At 69.3% G+C, this 19060-nt stretch carries 13 protein-coding genes and 1 pseudogene; 6 read left to right on the top strand and 8 right to left on the bottom strand.

What is annotated here, in order from left to right; genetic code table 11:
• The first annotated feature begins 59 nt into the window (after positions 1-59).
• Positions 60-869, top strand: a complete 810-nt coding sequence (locus Y590_RS21630) for an IS5 family transposase (protein ID WP_060771660.1) — start codon at positions 60-62, stop codon at positions 867-869.
• Positions 870-875: 6 nt separating this feature from the next.
• Here Y590_RS21630 and Y590_RS21625 read toward each other — a convergent pair.
• Positions 876-2044 (bottom strand): IS3 family transposase gene (locus Y590_RS21625; RefSeq protein WP_144440034.1). Its coding sequence is split into 2 segments (ribosomal slippage): positions 876-1780 and positions 1780-2044, totalling 1170 coding nucleotides; the frame shifts between segments, so codons are not numbered across the junction.
• Positions 2045-2113: 69 nt separating this feature from the next.
• Between Y590_RS21625 and Y590_RS21615 the strand changes: the two are divergent.
• Positions 2114-2506, top strand: a pseudogene (locus Y590_RS21615) (integrase core domain-containing protein); the annotation flags it as partial.
• A 23-nt stretch (positions 2507-2529) separates the two neighbouring features.
• Here Y590_RS21615 and Y590_RS21610 read toward each other — a convergent pair.
• Complete coding sequence (locus tag Y590_RS21610) at positions 2530-2913, bottom strand: very short patch repair endonuclease (protein WP_060771658.1); 384 nt, start codon at positions 2911-2913, stop codon at positions 2530-2532.
• Positions 2914-2963: 50 nt separating this feature from the next.
• Positions 2964-3911, bottom strand: coding sequence for a DNA cytosine methyltransferase (locus tag Y590_RS21605; protein WP_060771657.1), 948 nt, complete (start codon positions 3909-3911; stop codon positions 2964-2966).
• Positions 3912-4113: 202 nt separating this feature from the next.
• On the opposite strand from Y590_RS21605, the gene Y590_RS21600 reads away from it, so the two are divergent.
• From Y590_RS21600 to Y590_RS21590, 3 genes are read left to right on the top strand one after another with little or no spacing between them, the layout of a single operon-like run.
• Positions 4114-6669, top strand: a complete 2556-nt coding sequence (locus Y590_RS21600) for a hypothetical protein (RefSeq protein ID WP_060771656.1) — start codon at positions 4114-4116, stop codon at positions 6667-6669.
• A complete protein-coding gene (locus Y590_RS26665) occupies positions 6656-8803 on the top strand; it encodes a hypothetical protein (protein ID WP_060771655.1) in 2148 nt (715 codons plus the stop codon). The genes Y590_RS21600 and Y590_RS26665 overlap by 14 nt, the downstream gene beginning before the upstream one ends.
• A 3-nt stretch (positions 8804-8806) precedes the next feature.
• Positions 8807-14698, top strand: coding sequence for a DEAD/DEAH box helicase (locus Y590_RS21590; RefSeq protein ID WP_060771654.1), 5892 nt, complete (start codon positions 8807-8809; stop codon positions 14696-14698).
• 81 nt (positions 14699-14779) lie between these two features.
• Here Y590_RS21590 and Y590_RS21585 read toward each other — a convergent pair whose 3' ends face one another.
• The 4 genes from Y590_RS21585 to Y590_RS26660 form a co-directional block, all read right to left on the bottom strand.
• Positions 14780-15403, bottom strand: a complete 624-nt coding sequence (locus tag Y590_RS21585) for a hypothetical protein (protein ID WP_060771653.1) — start codon at positions 15401-15403, stop codon at positions 14780-14782.
• Between the two features lie 42 nt (positions 15404-15445).
• Positions 15446-16393 (bottom strand): toll/interleukin-1 receptor domain-containing protein, encoded by a 948-nt coding sequence (locus Y590_RS21580; RefSeq protein WP_060771652.1) that lies wholly within the window; start codon positions 16391-16393, stop codon positions 15446-15448.
• Positions 16394-16509: 116 nt separating this feature from the next.
• On the bottom strand, positions 16510-17250 hold the full coding sequence (locus Y590_RS21575) for a toll/interleukin-1 receptor domain-containing protein (protein WP_060771651.1): 741 nt from the start codon (positions 17248-17250) through the stop codon (positions 16510-16512).
• Between the two features lie 2 nt (positions 17251-17252).
• Positions 17253-17414 (bottom strand): zinc ribbon domain-containing protein, encoded by a 162-nt coding sequence (locus Y590_RS26660; protein ID WP_144440033.1) that lies wholly within the window; start codon positions 17412-17414, stop codon positions 17253-17255.
• Positions 17415-17871: 457 nt separating this feature from the next.
• Between Y590_RS26660 and Y590_RS21570 the strand changes: the two genes are divergently transcribed.
• On the top strand, positions 17872-18138 hold the full coding sequence (locus Y590_RS21570; RefSeq protein WP_060771650.1) for a hypothetical protein: 267 nt from the start codon (positions 17872-17874) through the stop codon (positions 18136-18138).
• Between the two features lie 182 nt (positions 18139-18320).
• Here the strand turns inward: Y590_RS21570 and Y590_RS21565 are convergent, their stop codons facing one another.
• Positions 18321-19040 (bottom strand): hypothetical protein, encoded by a 720-nt coding sequence (locus tag Y590_RS21565; protein WP_060771649.1) that lies wholly within the window; start codon positions 19038-19040, stop codon positions 18321-18323.
• Between the last annotated feature and the right edge of the window lie 20 nt (positions 19041-19060).

Genomic DNA, 19060 nt, shown 5'->3' with positions numbered 1-19060 from the left:
GGCCCAGTTCAAATCTAGAGCGTGTTATGAACTGATTGGTGGGCGTTGCGTTGAGGGTGATGCCGACCGATCGCCCCGCCTATCCGTCTGACGTGTCCGATGAAGAATGGGCTCTGGTGGCGCCCTATCTCGCGCTCCTGCGGGAGGACTCGGCCCAGCGCGACCACGACCTGCGCGAGGTGTTCAACGGGCTGCGCTACATCGTGAAGACGGGGGCACCGTGGCGGTTCATGCCGCACGATCTGCCGCCGTGGGCCGCGGTCTATCAGCAGACGCAGCGTTGGCTTTCCGCCGACAGCTTCGCGGACATGGCCAGCGACCTGCGGGCGGTGCTGCGGATGGCGGCGGAGCGGGAGCCTGAGCCGTCCGCGGTGATCCTCGACAGCCGGACGCTACGCTCCTCGCCCGAGAGCGGCGAGCGGGCGGGCTACGACGGAGCCAAGCGCAAGCGCGGGGCGAAGGTGCATCTGGCGGTGGACACGCCCGGCCACGTCGTGGCGCTGCACGTGACGCCCGCCAGTACCGACGACCGGGCCGAGGTCGGCCGGCTGGCGGCCGAGGTCCAGGCGGAGACGAGCGACAGCGTCGATCTGGGCTTTGTCGATCAGGGCTATTCCGGCCCCAAGCCCGCAGCCGCCGCGCGTGCCCACGGCATCGAGTTGGAGGTGGTGAAGGCGCCCGAGGCCAAGCGCGGCTTCGTCCTGCTGCCGCGCCGATGGGTGGTAGAGCGCTCGTTTGCCTGGGCCACGCGCTGTCGGCGGCTGGTCAAGGATTACGAGCGCTACGCCAGTACGTTGGCTGGCCTGCACATGGTGGCCTTCGTCTGCCTTATGCTCAGACAAGCTGAAAAGCTTATGACAGGTGCATAACACGCTCTAATGCATGGTGGGCTTTTCGGCGACGTTTGAGGTGGCCGGCGAAGCGGGTTGGGGTGGCGCAGCCGGCCACAGCACGGCGTTGGGCGCTGGAGGGCGGTAGCCGAGCGAGGAGTGCGGGCGCCGGGTGTTGTAGTGCCGGCGCCAACTCTCGATGACGATGCGGGCCTCGGCGAGGCTGTAGAACAGCTCGCCGTTCAGAAGCTCGTCGCGAAGCTTCGAGTTGAAGCTCTCGCAGTAGCCGTTCTCCCATGGGCTGCCGGGCTCGATGAACGCTGTCTTCGCTCCGACCGCCGTGATCCATTCGCGCACCGCTTTAGCGACGAACTCAGGACCGTTGTCCGACCGAACGTGACCCGGCACACCGCGCAGGATGAAGAGGTCGGACAGGACGTCGATGACGTCGGTGGACTTGAGCTTCCGGTCGATCCGGATCGCAATGCATTCCCGGGTGAACTCGTCGATCACATTCAGCATTCGGAACTTCCGACCGTTGTGGGTGCGATCTTCGACAAAATCATAGGACCAGACGTGGTTGGGATATTCCGGTCGCAGCCGGATGCACGAACCGTCGTTCAGCCAAAGCCGGCCTCGCTTTGGTTGCCGGGCCGGCACCTTGAGGCCTTCCTGACGCCAGATCCGCTCGACGCGCTTCAGGTTGACCAGCCAGCCCGCCTCTTGCAGCAGCGCCGTGATCCGCCTGTAGCCATAGCGGCCAAATTGGGTGGCGAACTCGACGATGTCGACCGTCAGCGACGCGTCGTCAGCCCGCCCCTTCGGCACCTTGCGCTGCGTGGACCGATGCTGCCCCAAAACCCGGCACGCCAACCGCTCCGACACGCCGAACTTCATCACGGTGTGGTCGATGCATTGGCGACGGCGGGCGGGGCTCACCAGTTTCCCGAGGCGGCTTCCTTCAGGATCAGCTTCTCGAGCGTCAGGTCCGAGACTGCCTTACGCAGGCGCTCATTCTCCTTCTCCAAGTCCTTCTGACGCTTCATCTGGTCGGACTTCAGCCCGCCGAACTCCTTGCGCCATCGATAGTAGGTGAACGGCGTCACACTGATTGTGCGGATCGCTTCCGCCACCGGATGACCCTGCGACAGCAGCACGTCGACCTGCCTCAGCTTGGCAACGATCTCTTCAGGCTTGTGCTTCTTTTGCGGCATTCCTGGCATCCTCCAAAGGCTCGAAAGCCTACTTCAGGGAGGACCACTTTTCAGGGGGCAGACCAGGTCGACACGTCGCTGTCCGGCCAGCGCGTCGCACGTGAACTCGACCGGATCATCGCCGGCCGCGGCAAGCCGCTGATGATCGTCTCGGACAACGGCACCGAACTGACCTCGCACGCAATCCTGCGCTGGCAGGAGGAGCGTGCGGTCGAATGGCACGACATCGCCCCTGGCAAGCCGCAACAGAACGGTTTTGTCGAAAGCCTCAATGGGCGCTTGCGCGACGAGTGCCTGAACGAGCATCTGTTCCGGAGCCTGCCGGCGGCCCGGACCATCATCGAGGCGTGGCGGGTCGACTATAACACCTGCCGCCTTCACACGAGCCTCGGCGGGCTCACCCCGAATGCATTTGCAACCCGGTCCAAGCAGGACCAGAACCAGAACGGACTCTGGTTATGAACGGGGGCAAACAGGGGGCAAGGTCACGCGCCTTGTTCTCCTTCGAGAAACGCCCGCAGCTTCTCGGCAAGCGCGGCGGGGTGCTTGGTCTCGCACTCCCAGACGACCAGCACCGCCCACCCTCGTTCCGTCAGCGTCTCGCGGTTGGCTTCGTCCCTGACCTGATTGCGCTCCAGCTTCGGCCGCCAGTAGTCCAGCCTGCTCTTCGGCTTGCTGGCCCTCCTGCACCCTTCGTGCTGGTGCCAGAAGCAGCCGTGCACGAAGATCGCCTTCCGCCTGCCTACAAACGCGATGTCCGGCTTGCCCGGAAGGTCCTTCCTGTGCAGCCGGTAGCCGTAGCCCGCGCGGCGCAGGAGCTGCCGGACCAATAGCTCCGGCTTGGTGTCCTTGGACTTGTTGCCCCGCATCGAGGTGCGAACGGCTTCCGCGACCCCTTCCCAATGCTTCCCCGGTGCACTCACCAGATGTCCGGGATAGCCGATGCCACGGCCTTGAAGAGCGGCGGCGGCACTGCGTTGCCGATGACGCGGTAACGGAGGCGCGTGCCTCCAGTTTCCGGGAACGTCATGTCAGCGAACCCCTGCAGGCGCGCGGCCTCACGGTAGGATAGGCGCCGGGCCGGGCCGTCCTCTACGAAACGCCATTCGTCTGTGCCGATGCGCTTGAGGCGGGGGCTCACCGGGTGGAGGGGCGTGTGCCTGCTGTTGGCCACGATGGTCCGGCTCACCTGCTCCCAGTCGCGCCAGCGGTCCCTGGACAGGTAGTACCAGTGGAAGGGCTGGTCGTCGTACTCGCCGTCCGGCCAGAGAGGCAAATCCCCGATCCGGTCCCGTATAGTCGGGCAGGGCGGCAGTCCGGGCACATCCTCGCCCGGAAGGCTGTGCGTCGGCTCGGGGAACTCGTACCTGAGGCCAAGGTCCGAGCGGATACCGACGAAGAACATCCTAGTGCGTTCCTGGGCAACGCCGTAGGCACGCGCGTCGAGAACCGACCATGCGACCCTGTACCCGGCCATCCGGAAACGCGTGAGCTGGTTGACGGCCAGGTGCTGGTTGTTGGAGTTCCGCATCCCCGAGACGTTCTCGACGATGAATGCCTTAGGCTTGATGTCCCGCAGGGCCCGGTCGAACTCCCGGTAGAGATAGTTGATCTTCCGGTCGGCCTCGCGGACGCCGCCGACGCTGAAGCCTTGGCACGGGTAGCAGCCGGCGAGCAGGTCCACCTTCGGGAACTTGCGGACGTCCGTGATGCTGCCCAGCACGTAATCCGTCGCGGGCATGTTCGCGAGGTAGACGTCGCGGGCATAGCCCATGACGTCATTCGCCATGACAACGTCGAAGCCGGCGGCCAACAGGCCCGCGTCGCTACCGCCGCAACCAGTGAACAGAGAAACCGCCTTAGGCATCCCACCCTGCCTTGCCCGCCGAATCCGGGAAACCCGTCCAGGAGTGCACGGATTTTAGCGAACGGCCAAGCATGGCACCGCCTAGTTGCTTAACGTCGAAAACGCATCGCTGAGGTCTGGCGGCGCAACCCGAAGGTGCTATCCTGGCCGTGTAAGCGGGGGAACAAGCGTGAGGCCAGAAAGCGGCCCACCCACAGGATTCATGGAGTGGGAGCGCGCTCTCACCCATCATTTCCTCATGGTCGGGTCCGGCGGGGATGCCTCGCCGATCCGCTCTTTCGAGGTCTCCGACGGTACCATCGCCGAGGCGGCCGGCCTCAGCGGCCCCGATGCCCGCGAGCTGGCGATGGCATCGTTCACGCGCCACGTGGTTCAGGCCGGCGGGCTGCCGAACGCCCTCCGCCAGGGCCTGCACCCGAACATGGACGCACAGGGGTTGCCGGGGTGCTTCGCCTACCTCGTCCTGACCCTCTACGTGGCGAGCCTGCGCGGCAACGGCGAGGAGCGCAACGGCGACTTCCGGCATAAGCTGCGCCGGTTCTTGGGCAGCGAACGCTCGTTCATGAACATGCCGGGCGTGGCCGGGATGTGGGCCAGCCTCCAGCGGTGGCTGGCACGGCGCCGGTTGATTGACGCGCGCTTCCGGGAGCTCGTGTTCCCCGAGGTGCCCGTGAAGTGGTCGCACATCGGCATCAGCTTGAAATTTGCGTTCCCCACGAAGACGGACGCGACGCTCATGGCGTCGTTCCTCCACGACAAGCCAGCCGCCGCCGGCGAGCCGCGCAGGCTGCTCGCGGAGTTCGCGCCGGTGATCGACCGCGGGCGCCGCTCGGCCGGCATGGCGGATGCGTTCGAGGATTTCAAGGATGCCTTCGCCGCGGGCGAACGTCTCCTGGAAGACCACCGCTTCTGGCGCTTGGTCCGATCATGTTCCACTGGGGGGCGGGCCGAGGCGTCATCACCTGCCTTTGTCTCCTGCGGGTTCGACGAGGAGGCCCAGCCCGTCTTCTCTGCCGCACTTGAGGACGGGACGAAGCTCTCGCCCGGGCCGCGGACGCTTTCAGAGGCCGTCTCCGACCTGACGGCGGCCGGCGGCCCGGCAGCGTTCTCGCCGGCTTACCTTGTCTTCCGGCAGACCGGCTTCGGGCGGTGGAAATCGACGGAGGGTTTCGAGCGCGCCGGGCCGCGCGTCCGGTTGGGACTGCCGCGCGCTGCGCACCGGCGGCTGCAGAGGGGTAGTCAGCGGTTCGTCGAGAGCGGCGACTGGCTGTTCACCGCCGAGCCGGTCCGGGTAGCCCTGGCCGAGGAGATGGTGGCTTCTTTCACGGCAGCCCCGTCCTCGGAGAGGCTGGCTGCCATCTCGGTCTCTGGCGGGGTCCGCACCGGCGGCCTCTGGCTCGGCCGGCCGGCCTTCATGCCGTACGTCGATGCGGGTGGGTCGGAGCTGCTGGTGCGAGCGGGCCCGGGCGCCGCCGGCACCGTGAGCCTGGATTGCCAGGGCCGCGACCCCGAACGCCTGCAGGCCGACGGACCGGTCAGCGGCACCTGGTTCCTGGAGCCGCCGGGCGGCCGGCAGCGGTCCTGCCGCCAAGTCGCCTTCGCGCCGAACGCGCAGCTGCACCGGGATGCCTTGGCCGGCGACGAAGCCGGCGAGATCCTCCTCGACTGGGCCGGGGGCTCGGCGCAAGCACGCTTCCCCGGGCAACTCCCGGCCGAAGCGGGCTGGAGTCAAGCGCAAGGCGCTATGTCGGACCTCGTCGAGGCGGTCTATGCCGGCGGGCGGCGCGGGTGGGACGAGGGGGACTTGGTCGCCATCGTGGGCGAGGCTTTCGGCGAAGCCGCGGATCCCTGGGCCATGCTGCGCGTGCTCAGGGATGCGACCGTCGTCCAACCCCGCCTCAGGCACCGTTGGCGTGGAAGGGCCTGGACGCTCCAGCCCCCAGCCCTCATGCCGTGGGGAAACGGAGCGGTTGTGCAGGGCGCCGTCTGCGAGGCTGAGGCTGACGTCTTCCGCAAAGCCGCCGCCTCGGTCGGGGCTGTCCCTTTCCGGGTGCAGGGGCCGTCCGACCTCGCGCCGCCCCTGACGGGATGCGTGGGCGGCGACCTGCAGGCCCTCGCCGCGCGGATGGGCTGGCGGATCGAGCAGGCCTCCATCTGCCCGGACGAACGGCCGATCGCCTTCCGGGAAACCGACCACACGCTGCTCGGGAAGGAACCGGCCTCGCGCTGGGATTGGGAGGCGGCGAAGTTCGTGGCCGACGGGCGCCGAGGCGACGGGGCAGTCAGCCTGACGCGTTGGACGCAGGCCGCAAGCCGCGACCACGACGTCTACCAGGTTCTCGCCGAGGGACGGGAGCGCCGCCTCCACTCCCGGGATGCAGCCCTCGTCCTCGCCCATTGCCTGGCGCGGCGACCGTTGTTCACGGTCGCCGGCGGCTACCTGGAAGCCCAGGTCCGCGGCGCGTTCCTTCCGGACGCCATCGCGGCCCAGCTGCGGCTGTCGACGCTCGCGAACGCGGGCTTGGCCGACGGGCGGCCGAGGTACCGCGTAACGCCCGAGGATGCGGCGCGGGCCGCCCGCTTGCTGCCCGGGGCGGTGGCGGGCGCGGCCCGCGCAGCTGTCGGGCATGACGCCGATCGGGTAGCCTCGGTGAGGCATTCGTCCGGCCGGATTCGCGCCGCCTGGACGGGCGGCGCGCTGAGGACCTTGTCGGCCGGCGGGCCGGGGTGGGGAAGGTTTCTCAATGAAGGTTCGTGACCGGGAGTACGTCGGTCGCAGCGGGCGGGGCCGCGACGCGAGCGCGTTGGTCACCCCCGTGGCGGAGCGGTCTGAGGACGGGGCTTGGTCGGCCCTGGCCGACGTCAGGGCGCTGTTCCCCAAGCACGGTCAGATCGAGGTGCGCGGCATCGTCGCCAACTCGATCAGGGAGGGCGACTGGGTCGCGTTCGGCTCGGTCCCGAACGACAGGCACGGGTCGTCCGCGAGCTTCCGCGCCGCCGCCCCGCGCCGGCTCACCCCCTTCCTTGCGGCCGGCGGCGAAGTCTCGCCGGAAGGGCGCCGCCGGCTTGTCGTGGAGGCAGGGCTGGAGGCCGGCCCGGCAGGCGATTGGTCAGTGCAGGTGTCGCCCGAGGCGTTCGTGCGGGTGAAGCTGCAGCAAGGAGAGGACGGGCGCTTCCGGGCCTCCGGTCCTGACCTCGCCTCCTTGACGCTCTGGCGCCTCACCCCGGATCTCGTGATCGACCTCGGCGCCGAGCATGCTGCGCCCAGGCTCTGCGACCACCAGAGGGCGGAGCAGCTGCCGGGCACGGTGAACTGGTCCCGGGACGACGAGTACATCCGGATGGTTGCGGCTGCGCTCGGTCCGGAACGGCGCGGACCGGACATCGCCGCGCTGCTCGCATGGGCGCTGAGCCAGCATACCGACGTTCTCACGGGCCGCGTGTCGACCCTTGTCGGCGCCGATGCAGGGACGCTGGCCGAAATCGAGCGGGCCGGCACGCTGTCCTGTCGGCTCGCCGGCGAACGCGAGCTCCTGAACCTGTTCAGGGCCGGGCTGATGTCAGACCCGAGCCTCAAGGAACTGATCGACCAAGCCGCTGCGGACGCCGCCGAGGCCACCCGCCCGGCCCTGGAGAGCGCAGTTCGGACCGAGATCGAGCGCGAGATGGCCGCCGAGCGCGCCGCGGCGCACGAACAGGTCCGGGCGCTCATCGCGGGCTTGGAGGCCGAGGAGATAGCGGCGCTGGAAGCCCGCTGCGCCGCCGAGGCCGCCAAGCGGGACGAGGATCTCGCGGAAGCGCGCCGCAGGGGCATGGAGGCGGTCGAAGCCGCAACCGCTGAGCGGCTGCGGGAAGCGGAGGCTGCTGCCGCCGGGATGGACGCCCGTTGCGCCTCGCTGGCTGGCGAGGTGGAGGAGCTCGAAGGGCGTAGGCAGGGCCTCGCCGCCTCTGTCGCGGCGCTCGCCGACGAGGAGCGGAACAAGCTCGAAATCGTGGAGCGCCTGGTCAAGGCCGGCGAGGGTGCTGCCGCGCTGCGCAAGCCGGCGGCAGTGACCGCGGTCCTGGCGCCGTGGCCCCCCGGGAGCGGAAACGAGCGCCGGCTCGGGCTGCGGGACCTTGCCGGCCTCGCGGAGGAAGCGGGCCTGCTGTCGCAGGCGGGCATGGAAACCTTCCTGCGCGTCGCGGTCCTCGTCGAGGCCGGCGAGGTGCCCGTCCTGCACGGACCGGATACCGGCGGCTTCGTGGAGGCGGCCGGGCGCCTGATGGCCGCCGGCCGGGTGGCGAGGCTCTACGCAGACCCGACGCTGATCACGTTCGACGACCTGTGGGCCCGGGCCGGTTCCGGTATCCCGACGCCGCTGGCGGCCGCCCTGGCGAGCGCCGCCGAGGGATGCGCGGCCCTCGGCGTCGTGGAGCGCGCCGAGCATTCGGGCGCGCGCTTCTGGTACCCGCAACTTGCCGATGCGGCGCGGCAGGGCCGGCTTCCCGCCGCCCTCATCCCGCTCGTCACGGTAGCGGACCCGAAGTCCGAGGAGGCCGCCGCGGTGGCGGCGGAAGGCCCCATGGTGGCCGTCGAGGGCATCTTCGCCGACGGCGCGGCGGCGGTCGCCCCGCTGGTCTTCGCGGAGCTAGCGGCGGCGCCCGCCGCCTTTGCCAAGGGGAGCTGTGAGCCCGATCCGGGGGAAGCTGCCAAGTTCCTCCGCAAGCACGCGGCCGGACTGGACCTTCCGGCGGCCATGAGGCTGTCGCGCATCCACGCCGCCGCGTCCTCCGCCGGGGGCGCGGAGGACGGACCGCGCATGGCTGCGGCGCTCAAGACCATCCTGTTCGGGCCGGAGGAAGCCGTCCCGCACGCCGCCGCGCAGAAGCTTCACCTCGCCGCCAGAGCCTGAGCCATGCTGGATCCCGTCGGCGGCTTCGCCCGCATGCACGACTTCTTCGTGTCCTACGTGGACACCTCCTTCCGCATCGCCGACCCTGCGGTGGCGCGGGAAAGGCGCGAGCTCCTGCTGACCCCGGACGTGCTAGCCACGGAACCGCTCGTCGAGCCGGTCCTCCGCTACGCGGCCAACGAACGCACGCTTGAGCAACTCCTCGGGACCGAGATCCTCGCGCCCCTGAGCCCGGAAGGGCAGCGCGCATTCGTCGAGCTCGCCCTGAGCGGGCTGTTCGACGGGGCAGAGGCCGAAGGCGCGCTCAAGCGGAAATCGCCGTACCCGCCCTACACCCACCAGGTGCGGATGCTGGAGCGCGGCATCCGCCCCGGCCATCCAAGCATCGTCACGTCGGGAACTGGGTCCGGGAAGACCGAGAGCTTCATGCTCCCGATCCTCGCGAGTCTGGCCTCCGAGGCAGTGAAATGGTCGAGTCCGGAGGACGGCTATCTCGGGAACACGTGGTGGCGGAAGGGCCAGAGGTTCAACAGGCGCAAGTCGCAGCGGACCGGAGAGGCCGCCGACCGGCCTGCGGCCGTCCGCGCCCTGATCCTCTATCCGATGAACGCCCTCGTCGCCGACCAGATGGTCCGGCTGAGGAAAGCGCTCGATTCCGACGCCGCGCGCGCCGTCATGGACGAGCGTTTCGATGGGAACAGGATCTTCTTCGGCAACTACACGGGCGACACCCCCGTGACCGGGCACGAGACCCATCCCCGCCTGGCCGACGACGAGGTGGAGAGGAACAGGCGCACGCGGCGCGGCGCGAAGCTGCGGCTGGCCATGTCGCGGATGGAGGAGGACCAAAGGGACGCCCGGGCCCACGACGCGCGGACGCGGTCCAAGTCAGGGGGCAAATCCTTCGAGGAGACCAAGTACATCTTCCCGTCGCTGGACGGCGGCGAGATGGTGTCGCGCTGGGACATGCAGGCATGCCCGCCTGACATCCTGGTCACGAACGCCTCCATGCTCGGCGCGATGCTGTCCCGGGAGGTCGAGGACGCCGTCTTCGACAAGACGAGGGCCTGGATCGAGGGCGACGAAAACGCGTACTTCTACCTTGTCTTCGACGAGCTCCACCTGGTGCGGGGCTCGGCGGGCACCGAAGTCGCCTTCCTCGTCAAGTCGCTCCTCACCCGGCTCGGGCTCGACGACCCGAGGCACCGGCACAAGCTCCGCATCCTGGCGTCGAGCGCGTCACTGCCGATGGAGGACCACGCCGGCGAGCAGAGCCGCCGGTACCTGCGGGACCTATTCGCCCCGTTCGGCACCTATGCGGGGCCGGGGGCCGAGGGCCGCACGGACGCGGCGTTCTGGAGCACGTGCGTCGTGCCCGGCGACCCCGAGAAGGTCGACGCGCCGGCCGGGAAGGTCGACCCCGCCCCTTTCAGGGCCCTCCTCGCGACCGCAGCCGAAGACAGCCGCCTGGTCGCCTCCTACGGCGAGACCGACGCGAACGCGTCCGCGGTGCGGGCGCTCGCCGAAAGCCTCGGCCTGCCGTCGGCGGCAACGGCGGAAGCCGCCGGCGCCGTGTCCGCCCGGGCCGCCGCGCTGCTCGTGAGGGGTTGCTCGGGGACGGGGCAAGCCCGAGCGACGCCGCTCTCCGACATCGGCAAGGAGGTGTTCGGCGCGGCGGACCGCGAGGCGGTGCGCGGCCTGATGCTAGCGCGCGCCCTGCCGGACGGCGGCGCCTGGGGCGCGAAGGCGCCGACGGGCACGCCGTCCTTCCGGGTGCACACCTTCATCCGCAACGTCGAAGGGCTGTTCGGGGCGCCCGTGGCCTCGGATGATGGCAAGACGCGGTTCACCGACCTGACCATCGTGCGGGGCGTCACGCACGGTCCTCCCGGGGCAGGTGGCGCACAGGGTCGGCGCCTCTTCGAGATGCTCTACTGCGAGGCTTGCGGCGACCTCTTCCTCGGGGGGCAGCGCGGGCAGGCCACGGCGGACGAGCGGCAGTTCGAGCTGCTGCCGACCTCGTCCGACCTAGAAAGCGCGCCCGACCGCGGGGCCCCCGAGCTCTACGACCGCATGACCTTCGACCAGTTCGCGGTGTTCTGGCCCTCGACGGCCCGACCGGTCCTGCCGGAGGGTGGATGGGACGAGTGGCAAACCGCGACGCTCGACGCCGTGACCGGGGTCCTGTCGGCCTACGAGGCCGAGGAGCGCCCGGGCCTGGTCCGCGGCCACGTCTACTTCCAGGCCGATGCGGCGGCCGGGCCGGGCGGGCGCAAGACTGCGCAGCCGTTCTCCTGCCCCCGCTGCGGCACCGACTACTCGAACAGGCCCTCGACCATCCGCACCCGCTCGCCGGTCCGCGCGTTCCGGACCGGCTTCGTGCAGGCTTCGCAGCTCGTTTCGACCGAACTCTTCGAGTTCCTGCACGCCATCAGGACCGAGGACGGCGCAGAGCCCAAGAGCATCATCTTCTCGGACAGCCGGCAGGACGCGGCGAACCAAGCGCTTGAGATCGAGCGCCTGCACCTGCGCGACCTGCGCCGCGAGGTTTTCGTCGACTCAGCCCTCCGCATGATCGAGGCCGCCGGTAAGTCCTACGTGAGCGAGGAGGAGAAGGAGAGGATCGAGGAGGAGATGATCGTCTCCGGCCGGCGGAAGGAGCTCCGCAAGCTCTATGCCGAGTGGGATAAGGCCGAGAGCGATAGCGGCGTGAACCTCGCGACGAGGAAGGTGCGCGTCGACCGCCTGCTGCAGTACCGGGATGACGAGGACGGCAGCGGCGGCAACATTTCCTACGTGATGTCCGAGCTGGTGCGCCTCGGCATCCATCCCTTCGACGAGGTCGGGCGCAAGACCTTCAAGGGGCAGCCCTGGTACAAGGCGTTCAGCCTCCGCGGCGGGAAGGCCGACTTCGCCTCGAACCTCACGACCATCGAGAAGCGGGAACTCGGCACCGCCGTCCTCAAGGCCCAGTCCGAACTCGTCGACGACGTGATCTTCTCGAACACGTTCTTCGCACTGGAGGAGACGGGCCTGGGCTATCCCTCGGTCTCGGCCGCGGACGGGGAGGAGGTGGACCGCCTGGATGCCTGGCTCCGTGTCTTCGCGGGTGCCTACCGGGTCGAGGAGAACCAATATTTCTCCTGGGAGCGGAACAAGGAGTGGCATCGGCTGGAGAACGTCCCCCAGCGGAACAAGGTCAGCCGCTACGCCCGGGCCGTGTTCGGGGAGGACGCGCCCGCTCGGTTCTCGCAGGTCCTTGTGGACCTCGAACGCGAGGGACACGGCGGCGGAGTGATCCGGGTCGGCAAGCTGTTCCTGCGCATGTCGGACGCCGGCGACCGCTACTGGCGCTGCGGGTCCTGCGAGCGGGTCCACCTCAGGCTGGGCTACGGCGTCTGCACCCGCTGCAGGAAGGAGCTGCCGCGCGAGGCGTCCGGCACCGTGGAGGAGTTGTGGAACGCGAATTTCCTCGGGCGGCGCATCGTCCGCGGCAGGGAGGAGAACGTCCGCCGCTTCGGGATCAAGTGCGAGGAGCTAACCGGCCAGACCGACGACTTCTCGGAACGCCTGCGCCGGTTCAAGGGGATCTTCGTGGGAGCCGAGGGCGAGGAGCCGGACGCGCTGCTGAAGGCGGACAAGGAGATCGACCTCCTCTCCGTCACCACGACCATGGAGGTCGGCATCGACATCGGCTCGCTGCAGACCGTGCTGCAAGCCAACATGCCGCCGCAGCGCTTCAACTACCAGCAACGGGTCGGGCGCGCCGGTCGCCGCGGGCAGGCGTTCTCGTTCGTGACGACCTTCTGCCGGGGGCGGAGCCACGACGAGTATTACTTCCGGCACCCGCGCGCGATCACGGGCGACGCTCCGCCGCCGCCGTTCCTGGCCGCCGACCACCTCCCCATCCCGCGGCGCCTGCTCCGGAAGGTCTGGTTGAGGGCCGCGTTCGCACGCCTGCGCGACGCGTGTGCCAGCGCCGGCCAGCCCTACCCGGGCGACGGCCTCGTCCCGCCGGACATCCACGGCGAATTCGTGCCGACCGATGCGTTCTACGCGGAGGATTCGCCCTGGCCCGAGCGGCTCCGCGGGGCGCTCGCCGCGACCGAGGCTTCCATGAGGCGTTTCGTCGAGGCGTCCGTCCTGTCCGGGGAGCACCGCTCCGAACTTCTCGGCTGGGCGGTCCCGGACACCCTGGTAGGCGAGATCCTGGAGTTGCGGGACGCGCGGCCCGCCGGGCGCGCCGGCCTCGCCCAGTTCCTAGCCGAACGCGGGCTGCTGCCGATGTACGGCATGCCGACCCGGGTGAGGCAGCTCTACACCGGCCTTGTCGAGACCGGCACGAAGACCAACGGCCAGGACGATTGGGACTGGTCGACGATGGACCGCGACGTCGAGCTTGCGGTCTTCGAGTACGCCCCGGGCGCCCTGCTGACGAAGGACAAGCTCAAGCACAGGGTCATCGGCTTCACGGGCACCCTTCCGGAGCCCGAGCGCGAGAACGCCAACCGCATCGACGTCAAGGCGCCGTTGAACCCCTGGGTCAGCGACCGAGCCTACGTCGCCCGCTGCGCCTCCTGCGGCTCCGCGGCCTACAGGCCGCAGCGGCCGGACGAACGCGTAGCCTGCGACGACTGCCGTGCGGACGTCCACCCGGACGAGTTCGCCTGGTACGTGACGCCTGCGGCCTTCCGGACCGACTTCAGGCCGGAGGCAAACAAGCCGGACGACGTCGGCATCATGTCGACCCGCACCGTGGCAACGGTCCTGCGCCACGGCGAAGGCCACGACTGCGGCAACGTGAAGGTCTGGAGCGGGGCCGGCGTCACGGTCATGCACCTGAACGACGGCGCGGCGGGCGAGGACGGCGAGCCGACCCGGTTCGCGGTGCAGGAGATGAGCGACACTTGGGTCCTCAAGGGACAGCCCGCGCTGCGCGCCACGAACCTCGTTTGCCAGGCGGTCGACACGGAGCTTGCTAGCGAGGAGGAGCGGGGGCGGTGGCGCGACGGGGTTCCGGTCGAGGAAACCTTCGGCCTGGTCGCGCGCAAGGAGACCGACGCGCTCTACCTGGAGCTCCTCTCGTTCGACAGGCGGCTCAACCTCGACATGGTCGCCAAGCAGGGGCGCATGTCGAGCACGGCGGCACGCGCCGCCGCCGTGAGCGCCACGCACATCCTCGTCCAGAAGGCCGCGCTCGCGCTCGACGTCTCGCCCGACGAGTTCGAGCCCCTGGAGCCGCGCCTGCGGGGCACGCAGCCCCTCATCCAGGTCGCCGACGCCCTGATCAACGGCTCGGGCCTGTGCCGCCGGCTCGGCGAGCCACGGGCGGACGGCAGGCCCGAGATCCTCCACATGATCGGCGAGATCCTGGGGGCTGCGGAGGCGTGGCCGATGAACGTCCTCCTGGAGCCGACGCACAGGTCGAACTGCCACACGTCCTGCTACCGCTGCGTCCAGCAGTACGGGAACCGGCGGGCCCACAGCCTCCTCGATTGGCGCATGGGCATCGCGTACCTGAGGGCCTTGGTGACGACCGGCTACGCCTGCGGCGCAGACGGGAACTTCGACGAGCCGGAGCTCTCGGACTGGCTCGGGCGTGCCCGGAACCTGGCCGCGTCGGTCGCCGCGATGCGTCCGGGCTCCCTCCGCGTCGAGCCCGCCGGCCGCATCGGGCTGCCGTGCATCGTCGAGGGCGCCGGGGAGGCGGCCGCGAGGCTCGTCGTCGTCCATCCCTTGTGGCGGACGGACCCCGGGGCGGTTGGGAGGCTGCTCGGAGCCGAGGCCCGGCCGACGGACCGGTGCGTGAACACCTTCGAACTCGAACGCCGTCCGTTGAAGGCGCTCGAACTCGCCAAGGTGAGGGAGCCCGCTCCAAGCTTCAACGAGGCGTAACCGCGCCCGCTGCCTGAGGTATGGCCGCGGGAGAGGCTAACCGGCACCGTTGCCGCAGAGCCCGGGGGAGGGGATGTCGGCTTACCGGCCGGCTTCGCCGCCCCCCGGGCGGGAGGTCGGCAGCGCGATGCCGGCCTCCAACTCGGCTCTGTAGCGGCGCGCGTTCTCGACCTTCGCGCGCTGCTGCCTCAAGGCCGTCTCAAGGGCCGCGTTGTAGCGCGCGATATCGCCGGCGCCTGCGGCGAGCTGCGCGATCCGTGCCTCGGCGGCTTGCAGGGCACGGGCCTTGAGCGCCTCTCCCTCGGCACGGGCCCCGTCCGCGTTGAGCGCCCGCTCGGGGAAGTAGGTGAGTTGCCGGGTTTCCACGACGACGAGCTCATCGCCGCTAACCCGGGGACTGTCATGCCGCTCATCGCGGCCGATGAGCTCGGCCGTGCCGGAGAGCGGCACGTGAACCAGCACGCGGTCTGGTTCCGAGTGGCGGACGTTCCGGCCGTTGCCGACGGGCTTGAACTCGACCCAGAGCGCGTCGTGCAGGATCTCGGGGACCGCGACCCCGAATTTCCGCCTGGCCTCCGCCACGAGTGCGTCGATGTCGGCGCCCTCGCCGGTAAGCTCGTCCAGCGCCCATTCCTCTGCCCTCCGGAGCCGGTCTTCGAGGAAGCGGCCCAGGGCGTCGTGGCCGAATGACGTCTGCTGGTGCATCGGGTCTCCCTTGGATCTTAGGCCCGTACCGGTCGGCGCGCCTTAACTCCGCTGGAGCGGCTGCATCATCTGGTCCCAGAGGTACTCGGCGGCGCCTTCCTGGGTGAGCTTGCGCTTGTCGTTGCCGCCGTAGCTCCCCATGGCGCCGGGCTTGAAATGCAGCACCTGGTCGTCGACCTCGGCGAGGAGGTAGTCGTTGCAGCTGTTCGTGTCCGCGCGGTCGGAGGCGGCCCAGGAGATCCCGTGGCCGAACATGCCGCCGCGCACGACCGAGCCGCGCGAGACGGCCTTGCCGGCGCGGTAGATGACGGCGCTGAAACGGTTCGCGTCGATCCGCCGGAAGGTCGTCTCGATTCCCTCGTTGCGCGCTTGGAGTTCCTCAAGCGAGCCCTCAAAGAAGCGGGCGAGGTACTCGAAAGCCTCGTCCAGGAACCGGTCGCGGTCGGCCTCGGTGAAGCGCTTCGGCAGGCGCAGGTTGCTCGAACGCGGCAGGTCGCGCGCCGGCGCCGCGGGAGCGCGCGCCGATGCGCCGGCCGAGGCCTGGCGCGGGGCGTCGGCCTTGGGCAGGGCGTCGCGGATCTTCCTCACCACGTCGACCATCGCCTCGTCGATGTCGGGCCAGGCGGTCACGGGCTTCCCGTCGCGCGGCGCCGCGAGCAGCTTGCCAAAGGGCGAGGACATCCAATCGCAGTGCCGCAGGATGACGGGGATCACCCGCGCCGAGCCCTCCGCGTGGCGCTCCAGGGCCCGATCCATCTCCCGCTCGTAGCAGTAGTTCGAGGCCAGGAAGGCGGAAGACACCAGCAGGAGGATGACGTCGGCGCGTTCGAGCGCCTCGGAGATGCCCGGATCGACCTCGTCGCCGGCCTTCAGGCGGCGGTCGTGCCATGCCTCGACAAAGCCCTGGCGCTTCAGCAGGGCGAGATGCTCCTCAAGCTTGTTCCGCAGGTCCTCGTCGGCGTGCGAGTAGGAGAAGAAGACCGTTGCCATGGAGCCCCCTGACCCCATCGCCGGACCGTGCCGGCGGGGGCATTGGTGCTTGAACGTCAATGTTCGTCGTATGTTCCTGAAGCCTGGACGCTTGTTGTCTGGCCCCCGGGCGAGCGTCAGGCAGGTTGGCCCACCGGCCGGCCACGCCGGGTCCTGGCCGCGGGCTTCCGCGCCGGCGCCTTCGGCTTGGCGGAGCGGGTCGCCGCTGCTGCGCCCTTAGCCGTCCCCTTGGCCGAGCTTGAAGGCACCCGCTTCGCCTTCGGCGACGCAGCGGCCGCCCTGTTCGGGGCAGGGGCAGGGGCAGCCTTGGGCTTGCGTTCAGGCTTGGCGGGCGGGGGTAACTGCTCCGCCCTGACGGCCTTCACGACCCCGCGCAGCCCGTTCACGATGTCCTCGAACGCCTCGCCGTAGGGGCGCCACTTGCTGACCGGCTTTCCGTCCTTCGGCAGCAGCTTGTACCGGGCCATGCGCGTGTGCCGCCACTGGCACTCCTCGACGAGAGCCACCACCAAATGGACCTTGCCGCGCCTCGCCTTGCGAAGTGCGTAGCCGTACTCGATCTCGAAGCAGTAGCGAGAGTGGAGGTAGGCGGGGCTTGCGAGCGCGACGAAGATGCCCGCCAGCCTGAGCTCCCGCCTTATCCGCGGGTCGAGCTCGGTTCCCGCGATCATATCTCCGTCGAAGAAGACAGAGACCCCCTCTCGCTTCAACTGCGCCATGTGGACGTCCAGGCGCCCGCGTGCCGCCTCGTCACGATGGCTGTAGGAGATGAACACCCTGACGGGCGCGGGGGGCTCCGGCGTGGCGCCTGTGCGCGGCGCCTTCGCGGACATGCCGCCCATCCGCCGCGCCGCCATGGCTACCAATCCCTCCGGATGTCGGTGCGGTTGCAGAGCGGGCAGTGGATGGCGCTGAGCCTCCGGTTGCGGCGCCGGGCCTCGCGGGCTTCCTCCTCGGTCAGCGCCTGGGTCTCGAAGCGATGCCCGCAATTCAGACACCGGTACTGCACGCTGACTGGCACCGCTCGGGCCTCCCCCTTCGGCCAACTTCACAATAGTGCGCCTGGACCCCTTTTGTTCCAAATCCATCTGTGGATGGAAGCGCCCGCCACGCACCGCCGGCCAGGTCGGCGACTGCTGACCTGTCAATGACTTGGATACGCCGCCTCGACCGTGGGGCACGCTCGTTGCAGGTCCGTCCAGGTGCGCTTGACCTCGTCGTCGGGGCTCCTCAAGCCGGACGCGAGCATAGCTCATCCCTTCCGCCTTCCGACGCCGGGACCGAGAGGGGCGCAGAGGCCGGAGGTTAGTCTCGTGGTTGCCCCGACGCCTCGGCGCCCTGCCGAACGAGGGCGAGCGCAGCCTCCGCGTCGCCCACCCGCGCCGCCGCAGCCCGCGCCGGAGCCGCCGCATGCACGGCCGGCGCCGGCCGACCCCGTGCCGCCGATGCTGTCTGGAGCCCGGTTCTGAAAGCTGTTCGTGGCGGAGGTCCACGACCTGCTGCTGGAGGCCGGCCCGCTCTCCGTCGAGGACATCTTGGACAAGCTCCCGTCCGGATGGGTCGAGGCCACCCGTCGGTACGGCAAGGCCGGCGATGGCAAGACCATCCGGCCGGCCAAGCTCAAGGAGAAACTGAACGTCCGCATCGACAAGGGCCGGCCGCTCACGGAGCTCGACGACGGGCGCTTTGCTGCGACCGACCGTTGGCCCGGCAGCAAGACGCTGAGCGACGAGGAGGCGGCCTAGCGGCCGGACGCCGGTCCTGGCCGGCGACACCCCTCGTGCGGACGGCGAGGAGGGGAACTCAACCGGCGACCGGACCCGACGAGCCGCTGTGGCTTGTCACGGCCTCCCGGTTCCGGGCGGCCCGCCTCGCGAGGCGTCAGGCACACGGTAGGGAAACGGCCCGCCACGTGCGGAAAGCTCGCCTATGGTGCGCCCTTCCTTTGCCGGCCCAGCAGTTCGTCGATCTTGGCCTCGAAGCTGGAGACGGCGCGCTGTAGCATTCGCCAAGTCGCCTCCTCGGACAGCCACCATGGCTGGCCTGCAAGACCGGACAGATGAGATCTCTCCGCATCGTCCGGTTCCCGCCCTCGTTCCAACACGAACGCACCCACAAGGTCATCCAACGTGCTGGAGTAGCCTCCGTAGCTGTATATGTGCGTCGAACTCAAAGAGCCGAGTTCGAGCACGACCTCCTTTTGCGTGTTGCCGTATTTGCCGGCGCCGTTCTGGAAATAGTCGATCTGGCTGCCGTACTTTTCCAGCGCTTGCTGGAATTCCCGCTCCTGGTAGAGCCGGTCCAGGTTGGCCACGACAGCCCCGTTGGGTGGCGTGATGCTCAGGATGATCGAGCGGTCATCGTTTCCGTAGACGACGCCGCCCTTGAAGCCCTTGGCTACGTCCAAGCTCGTCGTCCAAGAGGCAATCGTCTCCGGGAGACTGTTCTGGATCAGGACCTGGAAGGTCCTGTCCTTCTGATGGCACTCCTGCCGAAAGCAGAGTTGGTTGCACTCCCGGAAATAGGCAGGCAACGTCAACATCAGCGCCTTGAGGCGCTCGCCGCGGGCGATCTTGGTCCTCTCGGTCGGTCCGCGCTGCCAGTCGCTGACGGCCTGCACCAATTCGAGCGTGAACAAACCGGTCATGCGGTTCCTTGCCGTAGGTC

The organism is Methylobacterium sp. AMS5, from assembly GCF_001542815.1.
Taxonomy (GTDB): Bacteria; Pseudomonadota; Alphaproteobacteria; order Rhizobiales; family Beijerinckiaceae; genus Methylobacterium.
Note: the sequence above shows the minus strand (reverse complement) of the source record. Positions and strands in the feature narration are given on the sequence as shown.

Coding starts and splice junctions, on each gene's coding strand:
- Y590_RS21590 (WP_060771654.1), top strand. CDS start 8,807: ATGCTGGATCCCGTCGGCGGCTTCGCCCGCATGCACGACTTCTTCGTG.
- Y590_RS21585 (WP_060771653.1), bottom strand. CDS start 15,403: ATGCACCAGCAGACGTCATTCGGCCACGACGCCCTGGGCCGCTTCCTC.
- Y590_RS21565 (WP_060771649.1), bottom strand. CDS start 19,040: ATGACCGGTTTGTTCACGCTCGAATTGGTGCAGGCCGTCAGCGACTGG.
- Y590_RS21610 (WP_060771658.1), bottom strand. CDS start 2,913: ATGCGGGGCAACAAGTCCAAGGACACCAAGCCGGAGCTATTGGTCCGG.
- Y590_RS21630 (WP_060771660.1), top strand. CDS start 60: ATGCCGACCGATCGCCCCGCCTATCCGTCTGACGTGTCCGATGAAGAA.
- Y590_RS26665 (WP_060771655.1), top strand. CDS start 6,656: ATGAAGGTTCGTGACCGGGAGTACGTCGGTCGCAGCGGGCGGGGCCGC.
- Y590_RS21575 (WP_060771651.1), bottom strand. CDS start 17,250: ATGGCGGCGCGGCGGATGGGCGGCATGTCCGCGAAGGCGCCGCGCACA.
- Y590_RS21600 (WP_060771656.1), top strand. CDS start 4,114: ATGGAGTGGGAGCGCGCTCTCACCCATCATTTCCTCATGGTCGGGTCC.
- Y590_RS21580 (WP_060771652.1), bottom strand. CDS start 16,393: ATGGCAACGGTCTTCTTCTCCTACTCGCACGCCGACGAGGACCTGCGG.
- Y590_RS21605 (WP_060771657.1), bottom strand. CDS start 3,911: ATGCCTAAGGCGGTTTCTCTGTTCACTGGTTGCGGCGGTAGCGACGCG.